Origin of the sequence: Rhizobium sp. RCC_161_2, from assembly GCF_041355235.1 — a bacterium.
Classification (GTDB): domain Bacteria; phylum Pseudomonadota; class Alphaproteobacteria; order Rhizobiales; family Rhizobiaceae; genus Rhizobium.
In genome coordinates this window covers 374,959-400,242 of record NZ_JBFUPL010000002.1, presented here as the reverse complement: position 1 = coordinate 400,242, position 25,284 = coordinate 374,959, and the positions used below count along the sequence as shown (strand labels likewise).

The following is a 25,284-nucleotide window of genomic DNA, read 5'->3' as shown; positions in this document are numbered from 1 at the left end:
TCAGCTGGCGGCACGAAAATATCGGGGCAAAAGAGGCGCCGACATCATCAATCGCTACCGGCAAGCGTCATCCTAACAAATTTTGCCGCAATTGTCGCCTTTTCCCTTGACAGTCAGGTCTTCCTTTTCCACATCGGCGCATCATGAAAGTCTCCGACGCAGATATTCTCATCGTTCCCGGTTACACCAATTCCGGCCCGGACCACTGGCAGACGCGCTGGGAGCAGAAGCTCTCGACCGCGCGGCGCATTGAACAGGCGGAATGGTCAAAGCCCGTGCGCGACGACTGGGTTGCCCGCATCGCCGAAGAGGTGAACGCCGCGACCAAGCCGGTGGTGCTGGTGGCGCACTCGCTTGGCGTCCCATCGGTAATCCACGCGATCCCGCTGTTTCGCAAAAAGGTGGCCGGCGCCTTCTTCGTCACGCCGCCCGATGTCGCCAATCCGAAGATCAAGCCGAAGCATCTGATGACCTTCGGTCCCTACCCGCTCGATCCCCTGCCTTTTCCCTCGCTCATCATCGCCAGCCGCAACGATCCATTCAGCAGCTACGAGCAGACCGAAGAGCTGGCCCACAGCTGGGGCTCGCTGCTGATCGACGCCGGCGAGGCAGGCCATATCAATGCCGATTCCGGCCACGGTCCCTGGCCGGAAGGCACGATGGTCTTCGCCAAGTTTCTGAGCAACCTTAAGCCGTAGTCGCGGCCAAGTATGGTATAATGGTTTGCTTGGGGTGGATCACTAGCCTGTGCAGTACTTGCGGGCTTCATTCCATCGTCAAATAAAAGCCTGTAGAACATGAGACGACAGGATCCCGATTCTCGCATTGGTACCCACCAAAGCCGGAATTCCGAGGAAGGAGGCGCTGGCGGATTGTGAATTTGCTTCTTATCCGTTATGGGGACGCCAACAGACAGATCCAATTGCGCTTCCTCCAGAGCGCCAACGACAGAGAACAACACCAATGAACCGTCGCCGCCGTATTTACGAGGGCAAGGCCAAGATCCTTTACGAGGGACCTGAGCCGGGCACACTGATCCAATTCTTCAAGGACGATGCCACCGCCTTCAACAAGAAAAAACACGAAGTCATCGATGGCAAGGGTGTTCTGAACAATCGCATCTGCGAATATATTTTCAGCCATCTGAACAAGATCGGTATTCCCACGCACTTCATCCGCCGCCTCAACATGCGCGAGCAGCTGATCAAGGAAGTGGAGATGATCCCGCTCGAGATCGTCGTGCGCAATGTCGCCGCCGGCTCGCTCGCCAAGCGCCTCGGCATCGAGGAAGGCGTGGTGCTGCCGCGCTCGATCATCGAGTTCTACTACAAGTCCGACGCGCTCGAAGACCCGATGGTTTCTGAAGAGCACATCACCGCTTTCGGCTGGGCGAACCCCGCCGAACTCGATGACATCATGGCGCTCGCCATCCGCGTCAACGACTTCATGACCGGCCTCTTCCTCGGCGTCGGCATCCAGCTCGTCGATTTCAAGATCGAATGCGGACGCCTGTTCGAGGGCGACATGATGCGTATCATCCTCGCCGACGAAATCTCGCCGGACAGCTGCCGTCTCTGGGACATCGAAACCCATGAGAAGATGGACAAGGACCGTTTCCGTCGCGACATGGGCGGGCTGGTGGAAGCCTATTCCGAAGTTGCCCGCCGTCTCGGCATCATCAATGAAAACGAACCCGTGCGCGGCACGGGGCCGGTACTCGTCAAGTAAAGCGCAGGAAGGACAATCGTGATCAAGGCTCGTGTAACCGTCACGCTGAAGAACGGCGTTCTCGACCCACAGGGCAAGGCCATTGAAGGCGCACTCGGCGCGCTCGGCTTCGAAGGCGTCGGCCAGGTGCGCCAGGGCAAGGTCTTCGACCTAGAGCTCAACGGTGCAGACAAGGCAAAGGCAGAATCCGAGCTGAAAGCCATGTGCGAAAAGCTCCTCGCCAACACGGTGATCGAGAACTTCAGCATTTCGATCGACTGAGATCATCGATGGCATCCGCGAGCCTCCAGACCGAAATCTCCAAGTTCATGAGCTACGTGCTGCGGCACGCACCGCATGAAGTTGGATTGACATTGGATCCGGAGGGATGGGTGCCGTTCGAAGATTTGAAGAAGGCTGTTTTCACTCGTTTTGATGTTACCGACGCCGATCTCCTCGAAGTGATCGAGACCAACCCGAAGAAGCGCTTTACCCTGATGGGCGATCGTATTCGGGCGGCGCAGGGTCACAGCGTCAACGTCGATCTGGCGCTGGCCCCGGCGACGCCACCGTCGCAGCTCTTTCATGGAACCACGATGGAGAGCTGGACAGTAATTCAGAACGCGGGACTGAAGAAGATGCAACGGCACCACGTTCATCTGTCGGCGGATACGGAAACGGCCAAGATCGTCGCTGCCCGACGCAAGGGTGTCCATATCATCCTCGAAGTCGAAGCGGCGCGCATGCATTCCGAAGGTCATTCTTTCTTTGTCACGGACAATGGGGTATGGCTCACCGATCACGTTCCAAGCCAATATCTTTCGCCTATCTCGGGAGCAGAATCATGAAATCAGCAGTCGTTCAACTTCCCGGTCTCAATCGCGACCGTGACATGATCGCGGCGCTGACCAAGATTTCCGGACAGGCGCCCGTCACGATCTGGCAGACGGAAACCGAGATTCCAGATGTCGACCTGATCGTCATTCCCGGCGGCTTCTCCTATGGCGATTACCTGCGTTGCGGCGCGATTGCAGCCCGCATGCCGGTCATGCAGGCGATCAAGGACAAGGCAGACAAGGGCGTCAAGGTTCTCGGCGTCTGCAATGGCTTCCAGATTCTGGTTGAAGCCGGCATGCTGCCGGGCGCGCTGATGCGCAATGCCTCGCTGAAGTTCGTCTGCCGCGAGGTCAAGCTCGAGGTCACTAACGCCGAAACGGACTTTACCCGCGCCTATGCGAAGGGCCAGGTGATCCGCAGCCCGGTCGCCCATCATGACGGCAATTATTTTGCCGACAGCGAAACGCTGGCGGCGATCGAAGGTAATGGCCAGGTGGTCTTCCGCTATGCTGAAGGCACCAACCCGAACGGCTCGATCAACGACATCGCCGGCGTCATCAACGCCAAGGGCAATGTGCTTGGCATGATGCCGCATCCGGAAAACCTGATCGAGGCAGCTCATGGCGGCTCCGACGGTCGCGGCCTCTTCGCCTCCGCCCTCGACGTGATCGCCGCCTGAGGCGATCATCCACACGAACAGTGGAACTTTCGAACCGGCTGGCGCTTTGTGCCGTGAGGGTGTCGGAACGTTCCTTTCACATCATCGGCTGGAGCAGCCCAAACCCATCCATTGGAAGAGAGATTGATGCGCCCTCGCCTCGCTACCGGATTTTATTCCGCCGCCGCTCTTGCGGCTCTCGGCCTGCTCGTCACATCCTGCGGCACGCGTGCACCGACCGCTATCACGGTTGATCGCACTGCGCTGACGACGATGGAACGCGTCATGATGAGCGCCAATGCCTGCTGGTTCAAATCGGCCGATCCGGCCTTCGCCGGCTATCAGCTCGCGCCTGAACTCAACTCCTTCACCGGCCGCCCGCGCATTCTCGTGGTCGACAAGAAGCACCCGACCGGCCGCCCGTCCCTCGTCGTCCAGGCGGAAGGCAATCCGGCGCAGCTGCAGGCTTTCGGCCCAATGATGGGTGGCGCTTCCGGCGGCCGCATCACCGGCGACGTCAACCGTTGGGCCGCGGGCTCGAAGGGCTGCCAGTAAGCGAGTTGGCCGTAGCGACTCGTTGTCAACGAGTAAGCCACCGCTCGGGTTCAAGCGGACAGACTTTCAATGCTTCCCAATCCACTCTTCGAATGCCTTGGGTTCGACATTGCCGCCACAAAGAACGGTTGCCACGGTCTTGCCAGCAAAACGCTGCGGATTCTCAAGAATGGCGGCGACGCCAAGTGCGGCGGCGGGCTCCACGATAAGTCCCGAATGCAGGTATAGAAGTCGCATTCCCTGTTCGATGCTCTCCTCGCTGACCAAAAGGGCGTCATCGGTGACGGCCAATAAATCATCGAGGACTTCCGGGATTACATAGCGCCCGGCCACTCCATCGGCGATGGTGTTCGGGGCGCCAGCGTCCACAATCTGCCTGGCCTTGAAGGAAAGAGTCATAGCCGGCGCATTTTGGGGCTGGACCGTGATTATCTCCACACTTGGCCGCCGGCACTTCAGGGCGTAGCCGATGCCGGTCGCCATTGCCCCGGCACCGAGAGAAACGAAAACAGCGTCCAGCGCTTGAGGAAATTCCGAAAGCTCGAGCCCGATTGTCGCGGCACCTTCACAAGTGTCGAGATTTTTACTGTCCTCCACGAGGAATGCGCCCGTCTCTTCGGCATGATCCGAGGCCGCCCGGAGCGCGGCTTCGATCTCCCCTTCGACCAACACCACATTTGCTCCAAGTAACCGCATCTTCTCCACCTTGAAGGCATTGGCCGTGGCGGACGCCGTCACCGTGACATCAAAGTTTCTCAGCCGACCGCCATAGGCGAGTGCCTGGCCCAGATTGCCCGCGCTGGCGCAGACGACCGACTTCGTATCACCTTGCGACTGTAGCCGTGCCAAAACCATCTCTGTGCCACGGCCCTTGAAGCAGCGCACAGGATTCATCGTTTCCACTTTGAGAACGACCCGGCAGCCCAGAGCCCGGCTCAGACTGTCACAGATATATTGCGGTGTATGCAGAAAGACCTTGTGTATGGTCGTGGCAGCGGTTTCGATTCGATCGATATCCAAGCGCATATGAGCCCCTTTGCGTTTCTCAGTAAGGCCCAGGCGGTCGGCATATGTGGCTGCGTTCCACGATGGTTTTCCATCACAATCCGCCAGTCGCGCAGCTGCGACAAGCTCGTGCACTGGCCAGACAATGTCAAGGATGTGAAAGGCCCCGAACAAGACGGGCGCGCGCTGGCTTGATACGCAGCCCTACTCGCTCAATCCCAGAAAAACGACTTGCTGACTTCAGTCTTCGCCTCACTGCGCGTAAGCCCGATATCGCACAATTGGTCATCCGTCAGATCTCGCAACGTCCACCGGCTTTCGCGCTTCTCGATCCAAAGTGCAAAGGGCGCCCAAAAACGGTGTGCCAGGCGCGACATAAGCTTCGCCGGCTTGAAAGCAACAAGCGGCATCCTGACGGGTGCGGTGCCTTTGGAAAGGCAGATTGTATCAATTGTATCCATTTTATGCTCGCATGATTATGACAATAAGGGCGTACCAAGCCAAACGATACAATTGACTCTTAGTATTGACTCTATTTTCGAAGCAATTTAAGAAATTGTCATCATGACAAATTGGCTACCTGACATTTCCAGCGGGATCGGACCGGTTTACATCCGCGTCGCCGACGCCATCGAAAACGCGATCACCCACGGTGTTTTACCACCGGGGACCAAACTGCCGCCGCAGCGCAATCTCGCCTATGATATCGGCGTGACGATCGGCACGGTCAGCCGGGCCTATGCGCTCGTGCACGAACGCGGCCTCGTCGCCGGCGAAGTCGGGCGTGGCACCTATGTGCTCGACCGGATCAACAGCAGGCAGATCGAGCCGGTGGATCCGATCACGCAGGCGCTCTCCGGCACCCGTGGCCTAGAGACTCCGGACGGCAAGATCCGCTTCGATACGACGGCAGCACCCGATATCGGCCAGGGTCAGATCATTGGCCAGCTTTTCGCCGACATCAGCCGCGATCATCAGGCGGAAATTTCCTCCTATTCGCGGAGTTTCCCGACGAACTGGTTCCGTGCCGGTCAGGTCTGGCTTGCCCGCAACGGTTGGCAACCGGCGATCGAGACTGTCGTGCCGACGCTCGGCGCCCATGCCGCCGCCATCGCGGTCATTTCGGCAGTCACCTCCCCTGGCGACAAGATCGTCTTCGAGAACCTGACCTACACGCAGGTCAGCCGCGCCACCCGTCTTCTCGGTCGCCGCTCCATATTGGTGGAGTCCGACGAGCACGGCATCATTCCCGACGATTTCGAGCGGCTTTGCCAGCAGCAGCATCCACGCCTGGCCTTTCTGATGCCCACGGCCCACAATCCGACGTTGACGACCATGCCGGAAGCGCGCCGCCGCGCGATTGCCGCCATCGCCCGGCGTCACAGCGTCTGGCTGATCGAGGACGACCTCTATGGTGGCATGACTGAGGATCCGAACCCGTTGATGGCAAGCATAGCGCCGGAGCGCACCTTTCTGGTCAGCGGCCTGTCGAAATCCGTCACCGCGGGTGTACGCGGCGGCTGGGTCGCTTGCCCGCCGCATTTCGCCCAGCGCATCAAGGTCACCCACAAGATGACGACCGGCGGGCTGCCTTTCATCCTGGCGGAAACCTGCGCCCGACTGGTGCTCGATGGCCATGCGCTGGCGCTGCGCCGTAAGGCGGTCGAGGAAATCCGCGCCCGGGAGCAATTGGCACGCGACGCTCTATCCGGCTTCGAATTCACCTCACATCAGCATGTGCCATTCCTGTGGCTGAAATTGCCTGAGCCCTGGCTTTCCGGCACATTCAAGAACGCCGCGATTGCTGAGGGCGTGCTGATCGACGACGAGGATGAGTTCAAGGCGGGCCGTTCGGATAAGGTCTATCACCGCGTTCGCGTCGCTTTTTCCTCTCCGCAGCGCCGCGACGATGTCGCAGCCGGTTTCATGACGTTACGTCGCCTTCTGGAAAACGGCTCGGCGGGCTACGACAGCCACATATGACGGTATTGTTGCGGTTTTGCTTCGTTGTCGAGAAAACAAGCTTTACTTAGTAACTGACGCTTTACCTCGGGTTCGGGGGTGCTACGATCCCTCAATAAGACGCGATTCGCTCGCCATTTTGGGGGGAGTGCATGCTTACTGTATCCATTTTGGGCCGCCCTTTTGGGAAGATTGGCCTAGCGGCTATGTTTGTTGCGGCTGGTTTTATTTTCATTGCCAATGAATCCGCCGCGGCCGCCGACAGCAAGATATTCGATGAACTGCGCTTCGGTGCAAGCGGGTCTATTCAGAGCGGATACGACCACGAGAACGGCGTTTTCCCAGATGTCCAGGTGCTGTTCAATCCGTTCGGGTACAATCCGACCGCGGGCTGGAAGGACCAACTGACCCATCCGCGCATTCATCTCGGAACCTCTGTCGGCACAGCGGGTTCGGCGACGCAATTCTATGGTGGCCTTTCCTGGACGCTCACGCATAGCAACGGCATTTTCACGGAGGCCGGCTTCGGCGGTACGATCCACACCGGCAACCTCGATGATTGGACCGAGCACGGCCCCATGCTCGGCTGCCGTCTGCTCTTCCATGAATATGCCGGCATCGGATACAATTTCGACAGCCATTGGAATATGATGGCGCAGATTGCTCATTCGTCGCATGCTAATATTTGCGATGGCCCCAATGGCGGCATGACCCGCGTCGGCGTTTTGGTCGGGTACAAGTTCTGATCGCGGCCAAGCGGCTGCAAATGATCACGATCGTGATTTACCTATTGTGAATCGCGGTCATTTTCCTGTCGCGCGACAGGTTCACATGCGCTAAAGAGACCCCCGATCCCCTGACCGGCCTTCAAACCCTTTACAGGCAAGGACCTTCGAGCGCCCATGACCCTTTCGAATACGATCCAGATCACCCCGGAACTGATTGCCGCCCACGGCCTGAAGCCGGACGAATATCAGCGCATTCTGGATCTGATCGGCCGCGAGCCCTCCTTTACCGAGCTCGGCATCTTCTCGGCCATGTGGAACGAGCACTGCTCTTACAAATCCTCGAAGAAGTGGCTGCGCACTTTGCCGACCAAGGGACCGCGCGTCATCCAGGGTCCTGGCGAGAATGCCGGGGTGGTCGACATCGATGACGGCGATTGCGTTGTCTTCAAGATGGAGAGCCACAACCATCCGTCCTACATCGAGCCCTATCAGGGGGCTGCGACCGGTGTCGGCGGCATCCTGCGCGACGTCTTCACCATGGGCGCGCGCCCGATCGCGGCGATGAACGCCCTGCGCTTCGGCGAGCCGGATCATCCGAAGACCCGCCACCTCGTTTCCGGCGTCGTCGCCGGCGTCGGCGGTTACGGCAATTCCTTCGGCGTACCGACCGTGGGCGGCGAAGTCGAGTTCGACGCGCGCTATAATGGCAATATTCTCGTCAACGCCTTTGCAGCCGGCCTTGCGAAATCCAACGCCATCTTCCTGTCGGAAGCCAAGGGCGTCGGCCTGCCGGTCGTCTACCTCGGCGCCAAGACCGGTCGTGACGGTGTCGGCGGCGCGACCATGGCATCGGCGGAATTCGACGAATCGATCGAAGAAAAGCGCCCGACTGTTCAAGTCGGCGATCCCTTCACCGAAAAGTGCCTGCTGGAAGCCTGCCTTGAGCTGATGCAGACCGGCGCCGTCATTGCCATCCAGGACATGGGTGCTGCCGGCCTTACCTGCTCGGCTGTCGAAATGGGCGCCAAGGGCGACCTCGGTATCGAGCTCGATCTCGACAAGGTGCCGGTGCGCGAAGAGCAGATGACGGCCTATGAAATGATGCTGTCGGAAAGCCAGGAGCGCATGCTCATGGTGTTGAAGCCGGAAAAGGAAGCGGTCGCCAAGGCGATCTTCGTCAAGTGGGGCCTGGATTTCGCCATCGTCGGCAAGACCACCGACGACCTGCGCTTCCGCGTCATCCATCAGGGCGAGGAAGTCGCCGATCTGCCGATCAAGGATCTCGGCGACCAGGCTCCCGAATATGATCGCCCCTGGCGCGAAGCCGACAAGCGCGGCGCCCTGCCCGCCAATCTCGTCGCAGCACCCGAAGATTACGGCCAGACACTGCTGTCGCTGGTCGGCTCGGCCAACCAGTCCAGCCGTCGCTGGGTTTACGAACAATATGACACGCTGATCCAGGGCAACTCGCTGCAGCTTCCGGGCGGCGACGCCGGCGTCGTTCGCGTCGAAGGTCATCCGACCAAGGCGCTTGCCTTCTCCTCCGACGTGACGCCGCGCTATGTCGAAGCCGATCCGTTCGAAGGCGGCAAGCAGGCCGTCGCCGAATGCTGGCGCAATATCACCGCGACGGGCGCCGAGCCGCTGGCCGCGACCGACAATCTGAATTTCGGCAATCCGGAAAAGCCCGAGATCATGGGGCAGCTCGTCGGCGCCATCAAAGGCATCGGCGAAGCCTGCCGCGCGCTCGATTTCCCGATCGTCTCGGGCAATGTCTCGCTCTATAACGAAACCAACGGCGTCGGGATCCTGCCGACCCCGACGATCGCCGGTGTTGGCTTGCTTCCGGACTGGCAAGCGATGGCCCGTATCGGCTCGGCCTCCGAAGGCGATCGCATCATTATGATCGGTGTCGACGGCAGCCATCTCGGCTCTTCCATCTATCTGCGCGACATCCTCGGCTCGACGGATGGCCCGGCCCCGGAAGTCGATCTCTTCGCGGAACGCCGCAACGGCGATTTCGTCCGCTCCGCCATTCGCAACGGCCAGGTTACCGCCTGCCACGACATTTCATCGGGCGGTCTCGGGCTGGCGCTCGCCGAAATGGCCATGGCCTCGGGCAAGGGCCTGAACATCGATCTTGGCGAGTGCAAGGGCCTGTCTCATGCCCTGCTCTTCGGTGAGGATCAGGCGCGCTATGTCATTGCCGTGCCCACCGATGTTGCCGATTTCGTCTGCATCAACGCCGAAAGCGCCGGTGTGCCTTTCCGTCGTCTCGGCACGGTCGAAGGTGACGCGCTTGCCATTGACGGTCTGCTTTCCGTTTCCGTTCAGCAGTTGCGTCTGGCGCATGAATCGTGGTTTCCTGCCTTCATGGATGGCAGCGCGCTCGCTGCTGCCGAATAGAATGAGGTAAATCACTAATGCCAATGAATCCCGGCGATATCGAAGACATGATCAAGGCCGGCATTCCCGGTGCCAAGGTGACGATTCGCGACCTGGCCGGGGATGGCGATCATTATGCCGCCGAAGTCGTGGCCGAAGCCTTCCGTGGCAAGAGCCGCGTGCAGCAGCACCAGATGGTCTATGACGCATTGAAGGGCAATATGGGCGGCGTCCTGCACGCCCTAGCGCTGCAGACCTCAGCGCCCGACTGAGGAAATCCGGACGCTGTCACTGCCGGGGCCGAAAGCCAGCTCCGGCATATCTGTCTGCGTGAATGCAGCAAAACTGGATGCCGGCAGCGGGCCGGCCGTCAGAAGCGTGAAATCGAAGGGAGCCCGGACGTCCGGTCCGAGCACATATTGCCGGTGTACGCGCAGGAAATCGCGCTTGATCTTGGCATAATGCTTCGACGACAGCATTTTCTTGAAGCGAATGAACTGGATCGTGGCCTGCGGCGCGTCAGCATGTCCGCAGACCGCGGCGACTTTGGCTTTGTAGAAATGGATCGCATCCGTCAGACAGTGGACATCGAGCCAGAAGATTTCCTGACAGCGGGCCAATAGGCCTACTCGCGAACGCAGCGTCACCGCCGGCCGCATCAATGCACATTGCAGGATGGCGCTGCCGAGCGTCGTGAACACAATGCGTTTGCCCTGAAATAGCGCCGGCTCCCGCTCGAGCAGCAGCCCGATCACATGGGCGGCAACGCTCGACCCCATGCTGTGCGAGGAAATGACATATTCATCGGCCGGCTCATCGAGCGCCTGGCGCGCGCTAATCGCGCAGGCTTCGATCCATTGCTCAGCACCAATTCCGTTCAACCCCGCCATGGCGACAGCCATCTCCCAGTCGGCGAAGAGATGCAGCGTGTGCAGCCGTTCTGCCTGAGGCAGGAAGACGTAGATGAAGAAGGCCACCGCCAGCGCGATGCTGCCGATATGGCTCCAAGATGGAAGCCCGAGGAAAAATGGGGAAAACGCGATCAAGAGGCTGAGGAGCAGCCCGACCAGCATCAACAGGAACGGAAAAATGAAGAACAGGCCGAAGCGCCAGGCGTGACGGAAATATCCCTTCATGCCGCCGGACGCCGCCACTCTCCCGGCGGCGAGATAGCCCTGCCCCAGCCGCGTGAAAAATGGCCTGCCATTCAGCTTTGCGACCAGATCGTTGTGATCGAGGATATGAACGCGGCTAAGGGTCTGCCAATCGGCGCCCTTGGCATTCACATCGAAATAAGGCGCCCTGCCGAAGTTCTGCAACGAATCGACGGCGACCGAAAAATCCCATGCGGCGGCACTTTGCGTCGCCGAACGCTCATAACGCGCCCGATGCAAGGACGCATCCAGTGGCTCGAAGCCAGGGAAGTGAAGGACCACCCTCTTGTCAACGTTACGCATAATGTACTTGGTTCCCCGGCGCACTGATGTGCATCGCATCGATCTCAGAGACCGCCAACACCATGACCTGCCGGCTTTTTCATGGCAAACCATCGCGAAAACTGACGAAGAGGTTCCCACGGCATGGTTAAGGAAGCCTCTACGTCAGCACTCCCGGCCAGAATAGGGCGAGTAATCGGCGCAGGGATCGGCCGGCGGCGCGGTCATGATTCTATGCAAGGCCGTCGGAGGCTGGGGCTGAACCTGCGGTGCCGCAGTTGTGGTTGTCGCGCGATAACCAAAGGCAATGCTGAGCATCAGTACAATGGCGCTGACCGTGACGGCGCTGTTCAGTATCGACGCTTTTGGGGTTCGAACATGTTCATAATATTCCCGCTCGCCTTCGCTCGTCTCGCTGGAACCGTAAAAATCGCGTTCCTCGCCGACCTGGCCGTCAGAATAGTGATGATGGCTCATGATACCCGCTCCCGAAAAATGCAATGCTCGCAAAGGGACAGGTACCCATCATGCCGCCTACCGGCGTGCGTCAAAAATTCTCCCGCCACCGACTCTAAAAAACCTAGTAGCGTAATATTAAGCGTCCCTTGCTTCTTTTTATATGTGTTGTTCGGTTTCCCAGTTGAAGACGCGATTTCAAAACGCACTGTTCAAAAAAAGGTGATAATTCCAACACGGCGCCATCATTCGGGACCAATGTTGCGCGAAAGCCCATTCATGCGATGAAAAACATTCGGACACATTATTGCGGCTGGAAATCGAACGTTCTCCTTGCTATTTAAGGAAAAGATTTGGAACTGCGGACCTTGACCCCGCATGTGAAAGGACACGGATATGAGCGGCATCAACGAATTCATCGAAAATGAAGTGAAGACCAACGATGTCGTTCTCTTCATGAAGGGCACCCCGCAGTTCCCGCAATGTGGTTTCTCGGGCCAGGTGGTCCAAATCCTCGACTACATCGGCGTGGACTATAAGAGTGTCAACGTTCTGGCTGACGCGGAAATTCGCCAGGGTATCAAGGACTATTCCAGTTGGCCCACGATTCCCCAGCTCTACGTGAAGGGCGAGTTCATCGGCGGCTGTGACATCGTGCGCGAAATGTTCCAGGCGGGCGAGCTGCAGCAGCATTTTCAGGAACACGGCATCAGCGTCCGCGGCGCCGCCTGACCGGTCACCGGGCACTCTCGTCCGGTTTCCATAGTCCAACTCGATTGATAAGGCGCTGTCGCTCGACAGCGCCTTGATATGTTTATGGGAATAAAACCGTGACGAACCCATCCCCAGCCATGTCCCATTGGCAATTGCCCATGGGCAAACGCGAGTTCATCGCGCTCGCGGCTTTTCTGATGGCGATCAACTCGCTGGCGATCGACATCATGCTCCCCGCCCTTCAGCAGATCGGCTCCTCCCTCGGCGTCGAAAACGAGAACCACCGTCAATATGTGGTGACCGCCTATCTGATCGGTTTCGGTTCGGCGCAGCTTTTCTATGGCCCCTTGTCGGATCGCTTCGGCCGCCGCCTGCCGCTGTTGATCGGCCTCATCGTCTTCATCGTCTCCGCTTTCGGCATCGCGCTCATCCCGTCCTTTGCCGGCCTGCTTGCCCTGCGCTTCATCCAGGGCCTGGGCTCGGCGGCAACGCGCGTCATCACCATTTCCATTGTCCGCGACATCTTCGGCGGCCGGCAGATGGCCGAGGTCATGTCGCTGATCATGATGGTCTTCATGATCGTTCCGGTCATTGCGCCAGGAAGCGGCCAGATCATCATGCTGGTGAGCACCTGGCACATGATCTTCGTCTTCATCGCCACCATGGCGACCCTGGTCGGCATATGGATGTATTTCCGCCTGCCGGAGACGCTGAAGCCCGAGAATGTCCGGCCCCTGACCGTAAAGTCCGTCGCTGCTGGCTTCCGCATGGTTCTCACGAACCGTGTCGCGCTGTGCTACACGCTCGCCAGCACCTTCCTGTTCGGCGCGCTGTTCGGCTTCATCAATTCGGCACAGCAGATCTACAGCGGCATTTATGGGCTGGGCGTCTACACACCCGTCGCCTTTGGCGGCGTGGCGGTGTTCATGGCCCTGTCGTCCTTCATCAATTCGCAGCTCGTCGGCCGCTTCGGCATGCGGCGGCTGTCGCATGGGGCACTCTTCGGTTTCTGCTTCGTCACCTTCATCTGGTTGTTGGTGCAGCTTTACGGCCCCGCGCCGATGCCCTTCCCGCTGTTCATGGTCTTCTTCGCGCTGGCGATGTTCCAGTTCGGCCTGATCGGCTCGAACTTCAATTCGCTCGCGATGGAGCCGCTCGGCCATGTCGCAGGCACCGCCTCCTCCGTACTCGGCTTCATGAGCACGGTCGGCGGAGCATCGATAGGTGCTGGCATCGGCCAATATTTCAACGGCACGGCAACGCCGATGGTCGTCGGCTACTTCACCGTCTCGCTGATCGGCATCGTCTTCGTGCTGATTGCCGAGAAGGGGCGCCTCTTCCAGCCACACAATGCGCCACCGCCGGCCGATCAATCCCTCGCTCTTCATTGACAGGCATTTTTACATGACACCGCCCCAAGCAAAATCAGCGGAACCAACCGGCTCCGCGCGTATCGGCCTCGGCATCGTCGAATTCGTCATCATCATCGCGCTGATGACGGCGAGCATTTCGCTCGGCATCGACAGCATGCTGCCGGCCTTGCCGAATATCGGCCAGTCGCTGGCAGTTGCCAATCCCAACGACACGCAGATGGTCATTGCCGTCTATTTTCTCGGCTTCGGCATCTGCCAGCTGTTCTTCGGCAGCCTGGCCGACGCCTATGGCCGGCGCAATATCCTGCTTGGCGGCCTCGCTTTCTATACGGTCGCGCTGTTTGCCGCCGCCTGGAGCGGTAGCCTGACCATGCTTCTGGTGCTGCGCTTCACCCAGGGCGTCGGCGCCGCAGCCGTGCGGATCACCACGCTGGCGATCGTGCGCGATTGCTTCGGCGGCCGCGAAATGGCGCAGGTCATGTCCTACGTCACCATCGTTTTCATGATCATGCCGATGGTCGCGCCTGCTGTCGGTCAGCTGATAGTCGCCTATTCGAACTGGCAATGGATCTTTATCGCGCTCGGCATCACCAGCGCCGTTCTCCTTCTTATCGCATTCTTCCGGATGAAGGAGACGCTGCCGGACGATGAGCGTCTGCCGCTCTCCGTCGGCTCTGTTATTTCCGGCTTCAAGACGGTGCTGACCAACCGCATCACCTGCGGCTACATGATCGGCCTGACGCTCTATACCGCCGTTATCTGCGCCTATATCGTCTCGGTGCAACAGGTGTTCGGCGAGGTCTATGGCCTCGGCGAGTGGTTCCCGATCGCCTTCGCCGTGACGGCGGCGGGCACAGCGGTTGCGCAATTCGCCAATGGCTATTTCGTTCGCAGCTTCGGCATGCGGCGCATCTCCCATGTCGCGATGATCATCTTCACACTGCTTGGAGCCTTCGGCTATGTCATCGGAATGGCCGGCATGCCGAGCTTCGTGTTCACCTATGTGCTGATCTCGGTAATGCTAATGATGTTTGCGGTCATCACCACCAATATCATGGCCATCAGCCTCGAGCCGATGGGACACCTGGCGGGAACCGCGGCCTCCATTACCAGCTCGGTCTCCACCACCGGCGGCGTGCTTCTTGGCGGCATTGTCGGCCAAATGTTCAACGGCACGCCGCAGCCGCTGATCGCCGGCTTTACCATTTTCGGTGCGCTATCGATCCTTGCAACCCTATGGGCGGAAAAAGGCAAACTCTTCACTCATCCCGGCGACAGCCCGAAGCTGGAGCCCGGCATGGGTCACGTCTGATCAGAGATCTCCGGTGCGGCGACCAATCAAATGTCGCCGCGCGGGCGCCCGAGCCAGCGCCGACCGGCGAAAATGGCCAGGCCCAGCAGCGGCCATATTGCCCAGGGCGTTCCATGCCAGGACAGAAGGTTGATGCCGATAAGACCAGCACCGATCACGGCAAAAGTGGCAAGCTGAGGATCTATCTGCCTGTTCGTCCGTGCCCATCGAAGGCCGGCCGCAAATGCGAGACCAAGCAAGGGCCATCTCGCCCAGAAATCACCGTGCCAGGTGAATGCGTTAACCACCAGCACGACAAGGGCGGCCAGCGCCAGCGAACCATAAATCTGGGTAAATCCAGCGGCAGGTCCGGCGTTCGCTTCCGTTGAAGCCCGAACCTCTTCGCGAATACTGCGACGCTCCGGCGGGGCACCGGCCGCCTGTGGGACGCCGATCCGCACCGCATAGCTCGCCACGCCGCCGTCGATGTTCTTGACCTCCAGCTGGCCAAGAAAATCGAAGCCGACAGCCACCTTATTACGAACCTGGTCATAAACCGTGTTTGAAATCACGATGCCGCCAGCCGCCGCGCAGGCCTGAAGGCGCGCGGCAATGTTGACGCCATCACCATAAAGATCGTTGCCTTCGGCGATCACATCGCCAAGGTTAAGGCCGATGCGAAATTGCATCTGCGTATCCGGATCGCTTTTCGCATTGTAGCCGGCGAGTTCATTCTGGACATCAACCGCCGCGCGCAACGCTTCGACGACACTGGGAAATTCGGCAAATACGCCATCGCCCCAGGTATTGATGACACGACCACCATGCGCTTCGATGAGGCGCGCCATCGCCTCGCGATATCGTTTGAGCGTTGCGAGCGTGCCTTCCTCGTCGTTTCGCATCATGCGGGAATAATCCTGCACGTCGGCACAGAAGATGGTAGTCAGCTTGCGGCTCGTCTCGGACATCGGCCTCATCCCAGCGGCAAACTCCGCCAGAGGACGGTTGCCTGTCGCGGGTGAAGATAACGCCGAGCCCACGACTTTCCAAGTGGCACCATCTCAGACGGTGAAGACCTCTTGCCGCAGCAAATCCCATGACGACTTGTCCACCGCGACCAACAACCCACCGTCGAGATGATGCGGGAGATAGGGAGAACCATCGAAGCGCCTGACATAGGCACCCGCTTCCTCGGAGATCAGCGCGCCGGCCAGGTGATCCCAGGGCATGAGCTTATTGTACATGAGATAATGGACATGCCCGCCGGCAAAGGTGCGGTATTCATGGGCCGCACAGCGATAGTTGGTGATAAAACGCACCTTGGCGAGATTGCCCAGGATTTCGGCACGTTTGCCCTGCGGCAGATAGCCGGTGGAGGCCATGCCGACCATCTCCTCCAAGGCAACAGGCTTTGCCACGGAGAGCCGCTGCGCCTCGCCATCTGGCCGGCGCAACCACGCGCCACTGCCCTTTTCGGTCAGCACCCAATCATCGCCCATCGGGTCGAAGATGATGCCCGCCACGGTCTCGCCTTTCGAAACCACCGACGCCATGACGCCGAATGCGGGAATACCGGCGGCGAAATTGAACGTTCCGTCGACCGGATCGACGATGATGGCCAGATCCGCGCCCTGCAGCTTGTCAAGAAGCGCCGGATCGGCAGCAACCGATTCCTCGCCGATAAACAGTGCCTCGGGCCATAGCCGCTCCACCTCGGCCTTGATCATCCGCTCGGCCTGTTCATCCGCTTCCGTCACCAGATCGGTCGCCTCGCTCTTGGCGCGGACGTCATTGCTGCCAAGCCTACGGAAGCGCGGCAGGATTTCTGCCTTTGCCGCTTGGCGCAGCAGATCGGCAAGGGTCGTCACGTCAACGGATGATGTCATCATACAAGTCCTCTCCTGTCAGGCGCCGACAATCTCGCGGCGGATGATCCGCCAGCTTTCCTCATCCGGAGCCGAAATAATGCCACCCGTCGTCTCGCCGGGCCGATAGGGCGTGCCGTCAAATTTCGCCGTGAAGCCACCGGCTTCCTGGTGCGCGAGCACGCCTGCCAGATGATCCCAGGGCATCAGTTTCGAATGGCCGATGAAATGGATCCTGCCGGAGGCAACCATCCAATATTCGTAGGCCGAGCAGTTCAACGCAAACCCCATGCGTATCTTCGCCATATTGGCGCTGATGCGGGACCGGTCCGGCTCGTCCATATGGCCCCAGGAGATCAATCCGGTCATCTCGCTTAACGGAACAGCGGGGGCAACAGCAAGCCTGCGCGCCTGCCCGTTGCGTCGCCGCAAATAGGTGCCGGCACCTTTCACAGTGGTAACGGTATCGCCGAGCACGGAATCATGGATGATCCCGGCGATCGTCTCGCCTTTGGCGACGACGGCAAGGATCGTTCCGAAGACCGGCAGGCCGGACGCGAAATTGAAGGTGCCGTCGACAGGATCGATGACAAAGGCAAGGTCCGCATGCGCCAGCGCCGGCACGACGGATCTATCCGCCTCGTAGGTTTCCTCGCCGACCACGAGCGCACCGGGAAAGCGTGCTTTCAGTGCCGCCGTGATGCGCTTCTCCGTCAACAGATCGGCTTCCGTTACCAGATCGACGGCGGAGGTTTTTTCGGAAATATCGCCTGCTCCAAGATTGCGGAAGCGCGGCAGAATTTCAAGCGCCGCAGCCTCGGCCACGGTCGCCATCAGATAGTCGAAGTCTGGATCGGAGAGGGTCATCGATGATCTCTGCAGAAAGAGGATGGCTCCCCTTATGCCCGATTCGATGACAGCCTTGTGGCAAAACCAATTAAATCGAGTGCAGGCGACGACTTAGGGCTTTTGCGCCATCAGCGCCGCGAAATCGAAAAGCTTGGGATCGAGCAGATGCGATGGGTTCACATGCGCCAGAGCCCGCAGCATCGTATCCTTGCGGCCCGGCATGCGGCGTTCGATATCACTAAGCATGTCTTTCATTGCATTGCGCTGCAGGCCGTCCTGCGAGCCACAGAGATCGCAGGGAATGATCGGAAACTGCATGGCGGCGGCGAACTTGGCGAGATCGTCCTCGGCGGCGTAGGCGAGCGGGCGCAGCACCATCAGGTCGCCCTCGTCATTGAGGAGCTTCGCCGGCATCGAGGCCAATCGGCCGCCGTGGAAGAAATTCATGAAGAAGGTCTCGAGAATATCCTCGCGATGATGGCCGAGCACCAGCGCGTCGCAGCCCTCTTCGCGGGCGATACGATAGAGGTTGCCGCGGCGCAAGCGCGAACAGAGCGAGCAATAGGTCGCACCCGCCGGCACCTTTTCCTTCACGATGGAATAGGTGTCGCGATATTCAATGCGGTGTTCGACACCGATCTTCATCAGATATTCGGGCAGGACATGCTTGGGGAAATTCGGCTGGCCCTGATCGAGATTGCAGGCGATCAGCTCCACCGGCAGCAGGCCGCGCCATTTGAGATCGAGCAGAATCGACAGCAACCCATACGAATCCTTGCCGCCGGATACGCCAACCAACCAGCGCTTCTGGCCCGTTAGCATCTGGAAATCGTCGAGCGCCTGGCGCACCTGGCGCAGCAGGCGCTTGCGCAGCTTGTTGAAGGAGACCGAACGCGGTGCGTCGGCGAACAGCGGATGGGTGGCATTGCCGCCTTCTTCCGCCTCGATATCGAGCTCATCCGCCACTGTCGTTGCGATATTCATCTTATCATCCCTCAGGCCTTGGCACGCTGATAGCAGAAAGCGTGGTCAAAGACACGGCATCAATCGCCGAAGACCGACCAGCCGGTCCGCGCGGCAAGCATTTCCAGCGCCACCGCGCCGAGCTGCGAATTGCCGACCTTGTTCAGTCCCGGAGACCAGACCGCGATGGAGCCAATACCCGGCGCCACCGCCAGAATGCCGCCGCCAACGCCGCTCTTGCCGGGCAAGCCGACGTGATAGGCGAAATCCCCGGAACCGTCATAGTGGCCGCAGGTCAGCATCAGCGCATTGATACGCCGCGCCCGCTTCGGCGAAACGACGGAATGGCCGGTGATCGGATTGGTGCCGCGCGCAGCGAGATAAAGCCCAGCCTTGGCGAGCTGCTGGCAGCTCATCGACACGGCACATTGATGGAAATAGACGCCGAGCACATGTTCGACGGGATGGTCGATATTGCCATAGGCGCGCATGAAATTGGCGAGCGCGAAATTACGGAATCCGGTCTGCGTCTCCGAGCGTGCCACCTTGTCGTCGATGGTGATCGACTCGTCATCGGCAACATAGCGCACAAAGCGCAAAAGCTCGCCGATCGCCTCGCGTGGCGCGTGGCCCGACAATACGACGTCGCTGACGGCGATCGCGCCGGCGTTGACGAAGGGATTGCGCGGAATCCCCTCTTCGCGCTCAAGCTGGACGATGGAGTTGAACGCGGTGCCGGAGGGCTCGCGGCCAACCCTGTTCCAAAGGCTCTCGCCCACCTTGCCGAGCGCCAGCGTCAGCATGAAGACCTTGGAAATGCTCTGGATGGAAAAGGGCACATCGGCATGGCCGACACTGTGGATATTGCCATCCACCGTCGCGATCGCCATGCCAAACTGGTTCGGGTCGACCTTGGCAAGTTCGGGAATATAGTCCGCGACCTTGCCCTCGCCGAGACGCGGCGAAAGCTCAGCATGGATGCTGTCAAGAACTGCCTGCAAATCCGCCATGATGATCTCCAGAAAGAAAAAAGCCGCCCAGAAGGAGCGGCTTTTCCATTCGTAAGAAAGATATCCGCTGATTAACGCGAATAGAATTCGACGACTAGCTGCGGTTCCATGACGACTGCGTACGGTACGTCAGCGAGGGTCGGAACGCGAGCGAAGGTCGCAACCATCTTGTTGTGGTCAACTTCGATGTAGTCCGGAACGTCACGCTCGGCGAGCGAAACCGATTCCAGAACGATCACGAGCTGCTTGGACTTTTCGCGAACTTCGATAACGTCGCCAGCCTTGCAGCGGTAGGAACCGATGTTGACGCGAACGCCGTTAACCGTGACGTGGCCATGGTTGACGAACTGACGGGCAGCGAAAACGGTCGGAACGAACTTGGCGCGGTATACGATCGCGTCCAGGCGCGATTCAAGCAGGCCGATCAGGTTTTCCGAAGTGTCGCCCTTGCGGCGGTTGGCTTCGTCGAAGGTGGCGCGGAACTGCTTCTCGCGCAGATCGCCGTAGTAGCCCTTCAGCTTCTGCTTGGCGCGCAGCTGCACACCGAAGTCCGAAAGCTTGCCCTTGCGGCGCTGGCCATGCTGGCCCGGGCCGTATTCGCGACGGTTAACCGGGGACTTCGGACGACCCCAGATATTTTCGCCCATACGGCGGTCAATTTTATACTTGGACGATTCGCGCTTGCTCATCGCATTTCCTTTCAAAGTGTTTTAGCGGCTTGTTGCCAAACCGCGAAGGAAACACGCCCTCCTCTGAACTCCGTTTTCGAGCTCTGACAGGTTCCTCACGTTAGCGAACGGAGGAGCCACGGGACATGTCAGTGAAACACCGGACATTTCTGCCCGGCGTTGGGGCGGTCTGTAAGGGGTCGTCATGAAATTGTCAACAGCGGGAAGCCTGGTTTTAGGCCGTGCTACCTGTCAGACACCCACTCCTCCGGCACATTCGGCAGCGACGGCATCAAATCAGGCTCGGATGTCGCCTTTCGAAACTGTACGCCAGCCTCATTTAACGCCGATATCCGAACGGGCATGCCGCCGGGATTGACCGCGAGCAGCCCGACAATATCTGCTGGCGCAGACCGAATATAACTCTCCGCTTCATCAAGCGCTTCGACCAGCTTTTCCCGGACGACATTGGCCGTGAAATCCATCGGGAGACCTCTCACGGAATCATACCCATCAGTCGAAACCGATAGCCCTCTCCGTCGAATTTCATCAATTATTCTGATGGGAGAGTAATGCGGTGGCTTCCCCGATGCAGCCATAATAACCGCACCAAGAGGAGACATTCTTTCGTCGATCATCACCAAGTCAACAAAATCTCTCGGCTTAGTTCTTGTCGACGCCGCCAGGACTTTATTGACAGCCAGGTCCGCCGGATGAAGCCTCGCTCCCCATTCCTCATCGCGAATAAGCGGAAAGAAACGGGTTCGCGATTCGCTCATCCATTGGATGAGCGTATTCTCATGCGCCTTGGAAACCTGAGCTTCAACGCAACCGTATACATTCACCTCAATATAAATGCGGAAGCCGTCGCCCTTGAGTGTTTCTATATCCCGGTCCGCAGTTGGACCGATTTCCTCGTCGGTGTCCTGAAAAATATCAATATCGTCAGAGAGGCGGGGCCAGTTCATGTTCAAGACAAGGCCACCGGCGACATAGCTCGTTTCCGAGCGGTTCTTCGCGATGGAAGCCATAATCTCTTTTTGTAGATTCGTGAGCGCCATCAGCTATTGTCCGATCTCACTCAAGATACGTCGCCCCATAGCAAAAGCACGCGCATCGCCGCGCTCCATCAATGCGTCAGCCACCACTTTCGATTTTTGCGCGAGCTCCGGAAGTCGATCTAAGTCGATATTGTCCAATAGGCGAATGCCATAGCGGGCAAGAGCTTCATCAAGATTCTGCTGAAGGCGCTCTTTCCTTTGCCGGTGTTCAGCACGCATCTCGCTGGCTTGCGATAGGATATCATTGCGACGCGCAGCCGGGACCAGAACCTCCACCCTCACAAGGTCGGACGCCCCTCCACTTTCCCTATATCGCTGAATTCTGTCGCGCACGGCCATTGGATCATCTCCGATTAGAGATGAATATAAGCGTATCCCGGATACGGGTCAACAATCACCATTAGTGGCAGCTATTCAGCGGCCGCCTGCTCGCCACCATCGACATCGGGCGCATTGGCATCACCCGGCGCGGTCTGGCTGCCGATATCCGGGAAGGCAACGATGCGTTTCCCTGAGAAATCAGTGTGAACGACGACGCTGCCCTGCTCTTCGAAATAGCTGAGCAATCGCCGGGCGCGACGGGCTGAGTGAGTGCCATAGGCCCGCGCGATGCGCGCGTCTGAGGGGCATGGCTCGCCGCAGATGGCCGCCTTGGCGAGCATCAGGAACACACCTTGCAGATCGTCTGTAACGCCAGAGGAGAGCGACATGGCCGTGCCCCAGGCCTCGGTCGCCATGGTCGCCTCGTCGGCGCCGGAGCGCACGATCGCCACACGACGGCGGAATTCCGACAGGGCCATTGGTACACCCGGCACACGGCGCATGCGCAGACGCACGAGGAACTCCTGATAGAGCACTGAATCCGTTCGGAAACCCGAGGCGGGATCGTCGAGAATTTCAGAAAGCACAGCACCGACACGCGCCTCGCGATCTTCCGTCGACAGTTCCGGCTGGCTCGCCCTCGGTTCGGCAGGTGCCGCGCCGGCGGCAGGTGTGGAACGGGAGAGCTCGGCCAGAATATCCGTCGTCGGGCGTGGCGCGGGCGTGGTGCGGCGAACGACCGGTCTTGAGAATTCCTCCGGGTCCGGCGTGAAGATCAGATCCTCAACATCCTGCGGCGCATCCGGCAGCGGCATCAGCTTCGGGCTGGACGAGCGCGCCGAGGTTTCGACATTACCAATAGTGATCGGCAGCGGCCGGCGTGAGAGAGCCGGGCCGAGTGCTACGAAATTGCCGCGCTTCAAGTCGCGGAACATCTCCGCCTGCCGGCGATCCATGCCGAGCAGGTCGGCGGCACGCGCCATGTCGATATCGAGAAAAGTGCGGCCCATCAGGAAGTTCGAGGCTTCGGCAGCTACGTTCTTGGCAAGCTTCGCCAGACGCTGCGTGGCGATGACGCCAGCAAGACCGCGCTTACGGCCGCGACACATCAGATTGGTCATGGCGCCGAGCGACATCTTGCGCGCATCTTCAGAGACATCGCCACCGACCGACGGCGCGAACATCTGCGCTTCGTCGACGACGACCAGCACCGGATACCAATATTCGCGCTCGGCATCGAACATGCCGTTGAGGAAGGCGGCGGCGGCACGCATCTGCTGCTCGATATCCAGCCCTTCCAACGTCAGGACGCAGGAAACGCGATGCTGACGGATACGGTTGGCGATACCGGCGAGCTCGGCCTCGGTGCGCTCGCCATCGACTACCACATGGCCGAACTTGTCGGCCAGCGTGACGAAATCGCCCTCGGGATCAATGATGACCTGCTGCACCCACTGCGCGGACTGCTCCAGCAGGCGGCGCAACAGATGCGACTTTCCGGAGCCGGAATTGCCCTGCACGAGGAGACGGGTTGCCAGCAGTTCCTCGATATCGAGTTGGGCGCTGGTCCCGCCGGACGCCGTTCCCATGTCGATGCCGACCTGCAATGCAATACCCCTTTGACAAGACTCAGATGTGGAAGCGCCCATCTTTCAGAAACGGGGCGCTTCCGTCTATCAAAGATTTCTGCGGCTTTCGCGAACGGATTTCAGAAACCCACAGGGGAATGCAATCCGGTCGCCCCTCTACCGGAAACGCAGGTTGGCGCGTGATAGCTGATCGACCGTCGTGCAGCCCATGAGCTTCATGCCGCGTTCGATCTCGGTACGCAGCATGCCGAGCGCCCGCTCGACACCCGGCTGACCCGCAGCCGCGAGCGGATAGAGATAGAAACGTCCGACACCAACCGCCTTGGCGCCAAGCGAAAGCGCCTTCAGCACATGCGTCCCGCGCTGAATGCCGCCATCCATCATAACGTCGATCCGATCGCCGACCGCATCGACGATTTCGGCCAGCTGATCGAAAGCCGAGCGCGAGCCGTCCAGTTGCCGCCCGCCATGGTTCGAAAGCACGATACCCGTGCATCCGATTTCAACGGCGCGCTTGGCATCCTCCACGGACATCACACCCTTGAGGCAGAATTGCCCGCCCCAATGTCCCACCATTTCGGAAACATCATCCCAATTCATCGACGGATCGAGCATTTCGGTAAAATATTTGCCGATCGACATCGCCCCACCGCTCATGTCCACATGCTCCTCGAGCTGCGGCAGACGGAATTTCTCATGCGTGACATAGTTCAAGCCCCATGCCGGCTTCATGGCGAATTGCGCCAGGCCAGCCAGATTGAGCTTGAAGGGAATGGAGAAACCGGTGCGCAGGTCACGCTCGCGGTTTCCGCCGGTGATGCTGTCGACAGTCAACATCATCACATTAACGCCGGCATCCTTGGCTCGCTGCATCATGGCGCGGTTTAGGCCGCGATCCTTATGAAAGTAGAACTGATAGACCTGCGGCCCCTGATGCTTCTTGCGCACTTCTTCGAGGCTGACCGTACCAAGCGAGGAAACGCCGAACATGGTGCCCATGGAAGACGCCGCGGCAGCAACCGCGTTCTCGCCTTGATGATGGAAGAGCCGCTGCAGGGCCGTCGGCGAGCAGTAAAATGGCGTTGCCAGCTTCTGCCCCATCACCGTGACGGACATATCCACGCTGCTGACGCCGCGCAGGACATTGGGCACCAGATCGCAACTTTCGAAGCTAGCCGTATTCCGGCGAAGCGTCACTTCGTCGTCGGCAGCGCCATCGATGTAGTTGAAAATCGGACCTGGAAGACGGCTTTTCGCCAAGGCGCGGAAATCATGGAAATTATAGCAGTCAGTGAGGCGCATGGTTTGCCTCGACGGTGAAACCGCAATGCTTTTCAAAAGGCATCAAATATCGTCCTCCCCAATACCGCCCTCACATTGCTCTATAAGCGATGCAATCGCGCTTCCCACTTGTAAAGCACGTCGGGCTCCTTCTCCTCATTGCCCGCCCCGTCCGACTCGTCAACAACCAAGAAGCCGTGTTTCTCGTAAAAACGGCGCGCTGCGACATTTCGCTGAAATGTCCAGAGCGAAAGCGACGGATAGGCCGCTTTCGCGACCTCCAGCAATCTGGTGCCGATACCGCGACCCTGCGCCTCGGGCAGGACGTAGAGCTGATCGATCCAATCCTCGAGAAAGGCGATGACGCCGACGAGGCGACCACCCTCTTCCGCGCCCCATATCTGGCAGTCCTTGAAGACGACCGCACTCCAGAAGCCGACATCCTCTTCCGACGTATGAAGCCCCGACAGCGTTGGAAGCCGGTCGTCGAAGGCGGCTCGATGGACCCCAGCCGCAGCCGGCATGTCGATGAGATCGAGTTTCCGCAATGAAATCGTGCCAGCCATATCG

At 59.4% G+C, this 25,284-nt stretch carries 28 protein-coding genes and 1 riboswitch; of the genes, 13 read left to right on the top strand and 15 right to left on the bottom strand.

Annotation, left to right across the window (positions count from 1 at the left end):
• The first annotated feature begins 143 nt into the window (after positions 1-143).
• From AB6803_RS06035 to AB6803_RS06010, 6 genes are all read left to right on the top strand, one after another.
• Positions 144-698, top strand: a complete 555-nt coding sequence (locus AB6803_RS06035; RefSeq protein ID WP_371108031.1) for an RBBP9/YdeN family alpha/beta hydrolase — start codon at positions 144-146, stop codon at positions 696-698.
• 265 nt (positions 699-963) lie between these two features.
• Positions 964-1,728: a phosphoribosylaminoimidazolesuccinocarboxamide synthase gene (purC, locus tag AB6803_RS06030; RefSeq protein ID WP_007696300.1), complete on the top strand. Its 765-nt coding sequence runs from the start codon at positions 964-966 to the stop codon at positions 1,726-1,728.
• An 18-nt stretch (positions 1,729-1,746) separates the two neighbouring features.
• On the top strand, positions 1,747-1,989 hold the full coding sequence (gene purS / locus AB6803_RS06025; RefSeq protein WP_371108030.1) for a phosphoribosylformylglycinamidine synthase subunit PurS: 243 nt from the start codon (positions 1,747-1,749) through the stop codon (positions 1,987-1,989).
• An 8-nt stretch (positions 1,990-1,997) separates the two neighbouring features.
• Entirely contained in the window at positions 1,998-2,555 is a 558-nt protein-coding gene (locus AB6803_RS06020) for an RNA 2'-phosphotransferase (protein ID WP_371108029.1), read from the top strand.
• The gene (gene purQ, locus AB6803_RS06015) at positions 2,552-3,223 is read left to right on the top strand and encodes a phosphoribosylformylglycinamidine synthase subunit PurQ (protein WP_007696304.1); all 672 of its coding nucleotides are present in this window, start codon (positions 2,552-2,554) and stop codon (positions 3,221-3,223) included. Before AB6803_RS06020 ends, purQ begins: the two co-directional genes overlap by 4 nt.
• Positions 3,224-3,349: 126 nt before the next feature.
• Positions 3,350-3,757 (top strand): hypothetical protein, encoded by a 408-nt coding sequence (locus AB6803_RS06010; RefSeq protein WP_371108028.1) that lies wholly within the window; start codon positions 3,350-3,352, stop codon positions 3,755-3,757.
• A 66-nt stretch (positions 3,758-3,823) separates the two neighbouring features.
• On the opposite strand, the gene AB6803_RS06005 is transcribed toward AB6803_RS06010, so the two are convergent.
• Positions 3,824-4,783, bottom strand: coding sequence for a threonine/serine dehydratase (locus AB6803_RS06005; protein ID WP_371108027.1), 960 nt, complete (start codon positions 4,781-4,783; stop codon positions 3,824-3,826).
• 20 nt (positions 4,784-4,803) lie between these two features.
• Positions 4,804-4,884, bottom strand: a riboswitch (ZMP/ZTP riboswitch).
• 90 nt (positions 4,885-4,974) lie between these two features.
• Positions 4,975-5,139, bottom strand: coding sequence for a DUF1127 domain-containing protein (locus AB6803_RS06000; protein ID WP_371108339.1), 165 nt, complete (start codon positions 5,137-5,139; stop codon positions 4,975-4,977).
• Between the two features lie 187 nt (positions 5,140-5,326).
• Between AB6803_RS06000 and AB6803_RS05995 the strand changes: the two genes are divergently transcribed.
• The 4 genes from AB6803_RS05995 to AB6803_RS05980 all read left to right on the top strand — a co-directional run bounded on the left by AB6803_RS05995 (position 5,327) and on the right by AB6803_RS05980 (position 10,109).
• Positions 5,327-6,745: a PLP-dependent aminotransferase family protein gene (locus tag AB6803_RS05995; protein ID WP_371108026.1), complete on the top strand. Its 1,419-nt coding sequence runs from the start codon at positions 5,327-5,329 to the stop codon at positions 6,743-6,745.
• A 185-nt stretch (positions 6,746-6,930) separates the two neighbouring features.
• Entirely contained in the window at positions 6,931-7,470 is a 540-nt protein-coding gene (locus AB6803_RS05990; protein ID WP_371108025.1) for an acyloxyacyl hydrolase, read from the top strand.
• A gap of 156 nt (positions 7,471-7,626) precedes the next feature.
• Positions 7,627-9,858 carry a phosphoribosylformylglycinamidine synthase subunit PurL gene (purL, locus tag AB6803_RS05985; RefSeq protein WP_371108024.1) on the top strand — a complete coding sequence of 744 codons (2,232 nt, stop codon included), beginning with the start codon at positions 7,627-7,629 and terminating at the stop codon, positions 9,856-9,858.
• Positions 9,859-9,875: 17 nt separating this feature from the next.
• Positions 9,876-10,109 (top strand): BolA family protein, encoded by a 234-nt coding sequence (locus tag AB6803_RS05980; RefSeq protein ID WP_004108912.1) that lies wholly within the window; start codon positions 9,876-9,878, stop codon positions 10,107-10,109.
• On the opposite strand, the gene AB6803_RS05975 is transcribed toward AB6803_RS05980, so the two are convergent.
• Together AB6803_RS05975 and AB6803_RS05970 are read right to left on the bottom strand one after the other, a co-directional pair.
• Complete coding sequence (locus tag AB6803_RS05975) at positions 10,095-11,294, bottom strand: hypothetical protein (RefSeq protein WP_371108023.1); 1,200 nt, start codon at positions 11,292-11,294, stop codon at positions 10,095-10,097. The two genes, AB6803_RS05980 and AB6803_RS05975, sit on opposite strands and share 15 nt — an antisense overlap.
• A 144-nt stretch (positions 11,295-11,438) precedes the next feature.
• Positions 11,439-11,750: a hypothetical protein gene (locus tag AB6803_RS05970; protein ID WP_371108022.1), complete on the bottom strand. Its 312-nt coding sequence runs from the start codon at positions 11,748-11,750 to the stop codon at positions 11,439-11,441.
• A gap of 375 nt (positions 11,751-12,125) precedes the next feature.
• Here AB6803_RS05970 and grxD point away from each other — a divergent pair, with 375 nt between their 5' ends.
• From grxD to AB6803_RS05955, 3 genes are all read left to right on the top strand, one after another.
• Positions 12,126-12,461 (top strand): Grx4 family monothiol glutaredoxin, encoded by a 336-nt coding sequence (grxD, locus tag AB6803_RS05965; RefSeq protein WP_371108021.1) that lies wholly within the window; start codon positions 12,126-12,128, stop codon positions 12,459-12,461.
• Positions 12,462-12,601: 140 nt separating this feature from the next.
• Positions 12,602-13,834 (top strand): multidrug effflux MFS transporter, encoded by a 1,233-nt coding sequence (locus AB6803_RS05960; protein WP_371108338.1) that lies wholly within the window; start codon positions 12,602-12,604, stop codon positions 13,832-13,834.
• Positions 13,835-13,847: 13 nt separating this feature from the next.
• The gene (locus AB6803_RS05955; protein ID WP_371108020.1) at positions 13,848-15,128 is read left to right on the top strand and encodes a multidrug effflux MFS transporter; all 1,281 of its coding nucleotides are present in this window, start codon (positions 13,848-13,850) and stop codon (positions 15,126-15,128) included.
• A 26-nt stretch (positions 15,129-15,154) separates the two neighbouring features.
• Here the strand turns inward: AB6803_RS05955 and AB6803_RS05950 are convergent, their stop codons facing one another.
• The 11 genes from AB6803_RS05950 to AB6803_RS05900 form a co-directional block, all read right to left on the bottom strand.
• Positions 15,155-16,075 (bottom strand): adenylate/guanylate cyclase domain-containing protein, encoded by a 921-nt coding sequence (locus AB6803_RS05950; protein WP_371108019.1) that lies wholly within the window; start codon positions 16,073-16,075, stop codon positions 15,155-15,157.
• Positions 16,076-16,168: 93 nt separating this feature from the next.
• Positions 16,169-16,993: an inositol monophosphatase family protein gene (locus AB6803_RS05945; protein WP_371108337.1), complete on the bottom strand. Its 825-nt coding sequence runs from the start codon at positions 16,991-16,993 to the stop codon at positions 16,169-16,171.
• Between the two features lie 18 nt (positions 16,994-17,011).
• Positions 17,012-17,839 carry an inositol monophosphatase family protein gene (locus AB6803_RS05940; protein WP_371108018.1) on the bottom strand — a complete coding sequence of 276 codons (828 nt, stop codon included), beginning with the start codon at positions 17,837-17,839 and terminating at the stop codon, positions 17,012-17,014.
• A 93-nt stretch (positions 17,840-17,932) separates the two neighbouring features.
• On the bottom strand, positions 17,933-18,805 hold the full coding sequence (gene ttcA / locus AB6803_RS05935) for a tRNA 2-thiocytidine(32) synthetase TtcA (RefSeq protein ID WP_371108017.1): 873 nt from the start codon (positions 18,803-18,805) through the stop codon (positions 17,933-17,935).
• Between the two features lie 59 nt (positions 18,806-18,864).
• Entirely contained in the window at positions 18,865-19,794 is a 930-nt protein-coding gene (locus AB6803_RS05930) for a glutaminase (protein WP_007696344.1), read from the bottom strand.
• Positions 19,795-19,865: 71 nt separating this feature from the next.
• On the bottom strand, positions 19,866-20,483 hold the full coding sequence (gene rpsD / locus AB6803_RS05925; RefSeq protein WP_007696347.1) for a 30S ribosomal protein S4: 618 nt from the start codon (positions 20,481-20,483) through the stop codon (positions 19,866-19,868).
• Positions 20,484-20,707: 224 nt separating this feature from the next.
• Complete coding sequence (locus tag AB6803_RS05920; RefSeq protein ID WP_371108016.1) at positions 20,708-21,523, bottom strand: nucleotidyl transferase AbiEii/AbiGii toxin family protein; 816 nt, start codon at positions 21,521-21,523, stop codon at positions 20,708-20,710.
• Between the two features lie 3 nt (positions 21,524-21,526).
• Entirely contained in the window at positions 21,527-21,862 is a 336-nt protein-coding gene (locus AB6803_RS05915) for a hypothetical protein (protein ID WP_371108015.1), read from the bottom strand.
• Between the two features lie 71 nt (positions 21,863-21,933).
• Positions 21,934-23,451 carry a helicase HerA domain-containing protein gene (locus tag AB6803_RS05910; RefSeq protein WP_371108014.1) on the bottom strand — a complete coding sequence of 506 codons (1,518 nt, stop codon included), beginning with the start codon at positions 23,449-23,451 and terminating at the stop codon, positions 21,934-21,936.
• Positions 23,452-23,589: 138 nt separating this feature from the next.
• Positions 23,590-24,735: an alpha-hydroxy acid oxidase gene (locus AB6803_RS05905; protein ID WP_371108013.1), complete on the bottom strand. Its 1,146-nt coding sequence runs from the start codon at positions 24,733-24,735 to the stop codon at positions 23,590-23,592.
• An 80-nt stretch (positions 24,736-24,815) separates the two neighbouring features.
• Complete coding sequence (locus AB6803_RS05900; RefSeq protein WP_371108012.1) at positions 24,816-25,280, bottom strand: GNAT family N-acetyltransferase; 465 nt, start codon at positions 25,278-25,280, stop codon at positions 24,816-24,818.
• Positions 25,281-25,284 lie beyond the last annotated feature (4 nt).

What these genes read in the sequence shown, in the direction of transcription:
- AB6803_RS06035 (WP_371108031.1), top strand. Translation starts at nt 144, where the DNA reads ATGAAAGTCTCCGACGCAGATATTCTCATCGTTCCCGGTTACACCAAT.
- purC (WP_007696300.1), top strand. Translation starts at nt 964, where the DNA reads ATGAACCGTCGCCGCCGTATTTACGAGGGCAAGGCCAAGATCCTTTAC.
- AB6803_RS06020 (WP_371108029.1), top strand. Translation starts at nt 1,998, where the DNA reads ATGGCATCCGCGAGCCTCCAGACCGAAATCTCCAAGTTCATGAGCTAC.
- purQ (WP_007696304.1), top strand. Translation starts at nt 2,552, where the DNA reads ATGAAATCAGCAGTCGTTCAACTTCCCGGTCTCAATCGCGACCGTGAC.
- AB6803_RS06010 (WP_371108028.1), top strand. Translation starts at nt 3,350, where the DNA reads ATGCGCCCTCGCCTCGCTACCGGATTTTATTCCGCCGCCGCTCTTGCG.
- AB6803_RS06005 (WP_371108027.1), bottom strand. Translation starts at nt 4,783, where the DNA reads ATGCGCTTGGATATCGATCGAATCGAAACCGCTGCCACGACCATACAC.
- AB6803_RS06000 (WP_371108339.1), bottom strand. Translation starts at nt 5,139, where the DNA reads ATGTCGCGCCTGGCACACCGTTTTTGGGCGCCCTTTGCACTTTGGATC.
- AB6803_RS05995 (WP_371108026.1), top strand. Translation starts at nt 5,327, where the DNA reads ATGACAAATTGGCTACCTGACATTTCCAGCGGGATCGGACCGGTTTAC.
- AB6803_RS05990 (WP_371108025.1), top strand. Translation starts at nt 6,931, where the DNA reads ATGTTTGTTGCGGCTGGTTTTATTTTCATTGCCAATGAATCCGCCGCG.
- purL (WP_371108024.1), top strand. Translation starts at nt 7,627, where the DNA reads ATGACCCTTTCGAATACGATCCAGATCACCCCGGAACTGATTGCCGCC.
- AB6803_RS05980 (WP_004108912.1), top strand. Translation starts at nt 9,876, where the DNA reads ATGCCAATGAATCCCGGCGATATCGAAGACATGATCAAGGCCGGCATT.
- AB6803_RS05975 (WP_371108023.1), bottom strand. Translation starts at nt 11,294, where the DNA reads ATGCGTAACGTTGACAAGAGGGTGGTCCTTCACTTCCCTGGCTTCGAG.
- AB6803_RS05970 (WP_371108022.1), bottom strand. Translation starts at nt 11,750, where the DNA reads ATGAGCCATCATCACTATTCTGACGGCCAGGTCGGCGAGGAACGCGAT.
- grxD (WP_371108021.1), top strand. Translation starts at nt 12,126, where the DNA reads ATGAGCGGCATCAACGAATTCATCGAAAATGAAGTGAAGACCAACGAT.
- AB6803_RS05960 (WP_371108338.1), top strand. Translation starts at nt 12,602, where the DNA reads ATGGGCAAACGCGAGTTCATCGCGCTCGCGGCTTTTCTGATGGCGATC.
- AB6803_RS05955 (WP_371108020.1), top strand. Translation starts at nt 13,848, where the DNA reads ATGACACCGCCCCAAGCAAAATCAGCGGAACCAACCGGCTCCGCGCGT.
- AB6803_RS05950 (WP_371108019.1), bottom strand. Translation starts at nt 16,075, where the DNA reads ATGTCCGAGACGAGCCGCAAGCTGACTACCATCTTCTGTGCCGACGTG.
- AB6803_RS05945 (WP_371108337.1), bottom strand. Translation starts at nt 16,993, where the DNA reads ATGACATCATCCGTTGACGTGACGACCCTTGCCGATCTGCTGCGCCAA.
- AB6803_RS05940 (WP_371108018.1), bottom strand. Translation starts at nt 17,839, where the DNA reads ATGACCCTCTCCGATCCAGACTTCGACTATCTGATGGCGACCGTGGCC.
- ttcA (WP_371108017.1), bottom strand. Translation starts at nt 18,805, where the DNA reads ATGAATATCGCAACGACAGTGGCGGATGAGCTCGATATCGAGGCGGAA.
- AB6803_RS05930 (WP_007696344.1), bottom strand. Translation starts at nt 19,794, where the DNA reads ATGGCGGATTTGCAGGCAGTTCTTGACAGCATCCATGCTGAGCTTTCG.
- rpsD (WP_007696347.1), bottom strand. Translation starts at nt 20,483, where the DNA reads ATGAGCAAGCGCGAATCGTCCAAGTATAAAATTGACCGCCGTATGGGC.
- AB6803_RS05920 (WP_371108016.1), bottom strand. Translation starts at nt 21,523, where the DNA reads ATGGCGCTCACGAATCTACAAAAAGAGATTATGGCTTCCATCGCGAAG.
- AB6803_RS05915 (WP_371108015.1), bottom strand. Translation starts at nt 21,862, where the DNA reads ATGGCCGTGCGCGACAGAATTCAGCGATATAGGGAAAGTGGAGGGGCG.
- AB6803_RS05905 (WP_371108013.1), bottom strand. Translation starts at nt 24,735, where the DNA reads ATGCGCCTCACTGACTGCTATAATTTCCATGATTTCCGCGCCTTGGCG.
- AB6803_RS05900 (WP_371108012.1), bottom strand. Translation starts at nt 25,280, where the DNA reads ATGGCTGGCACGATTTCATTGCGGAAACTCGATCTCATCGACATGCCG.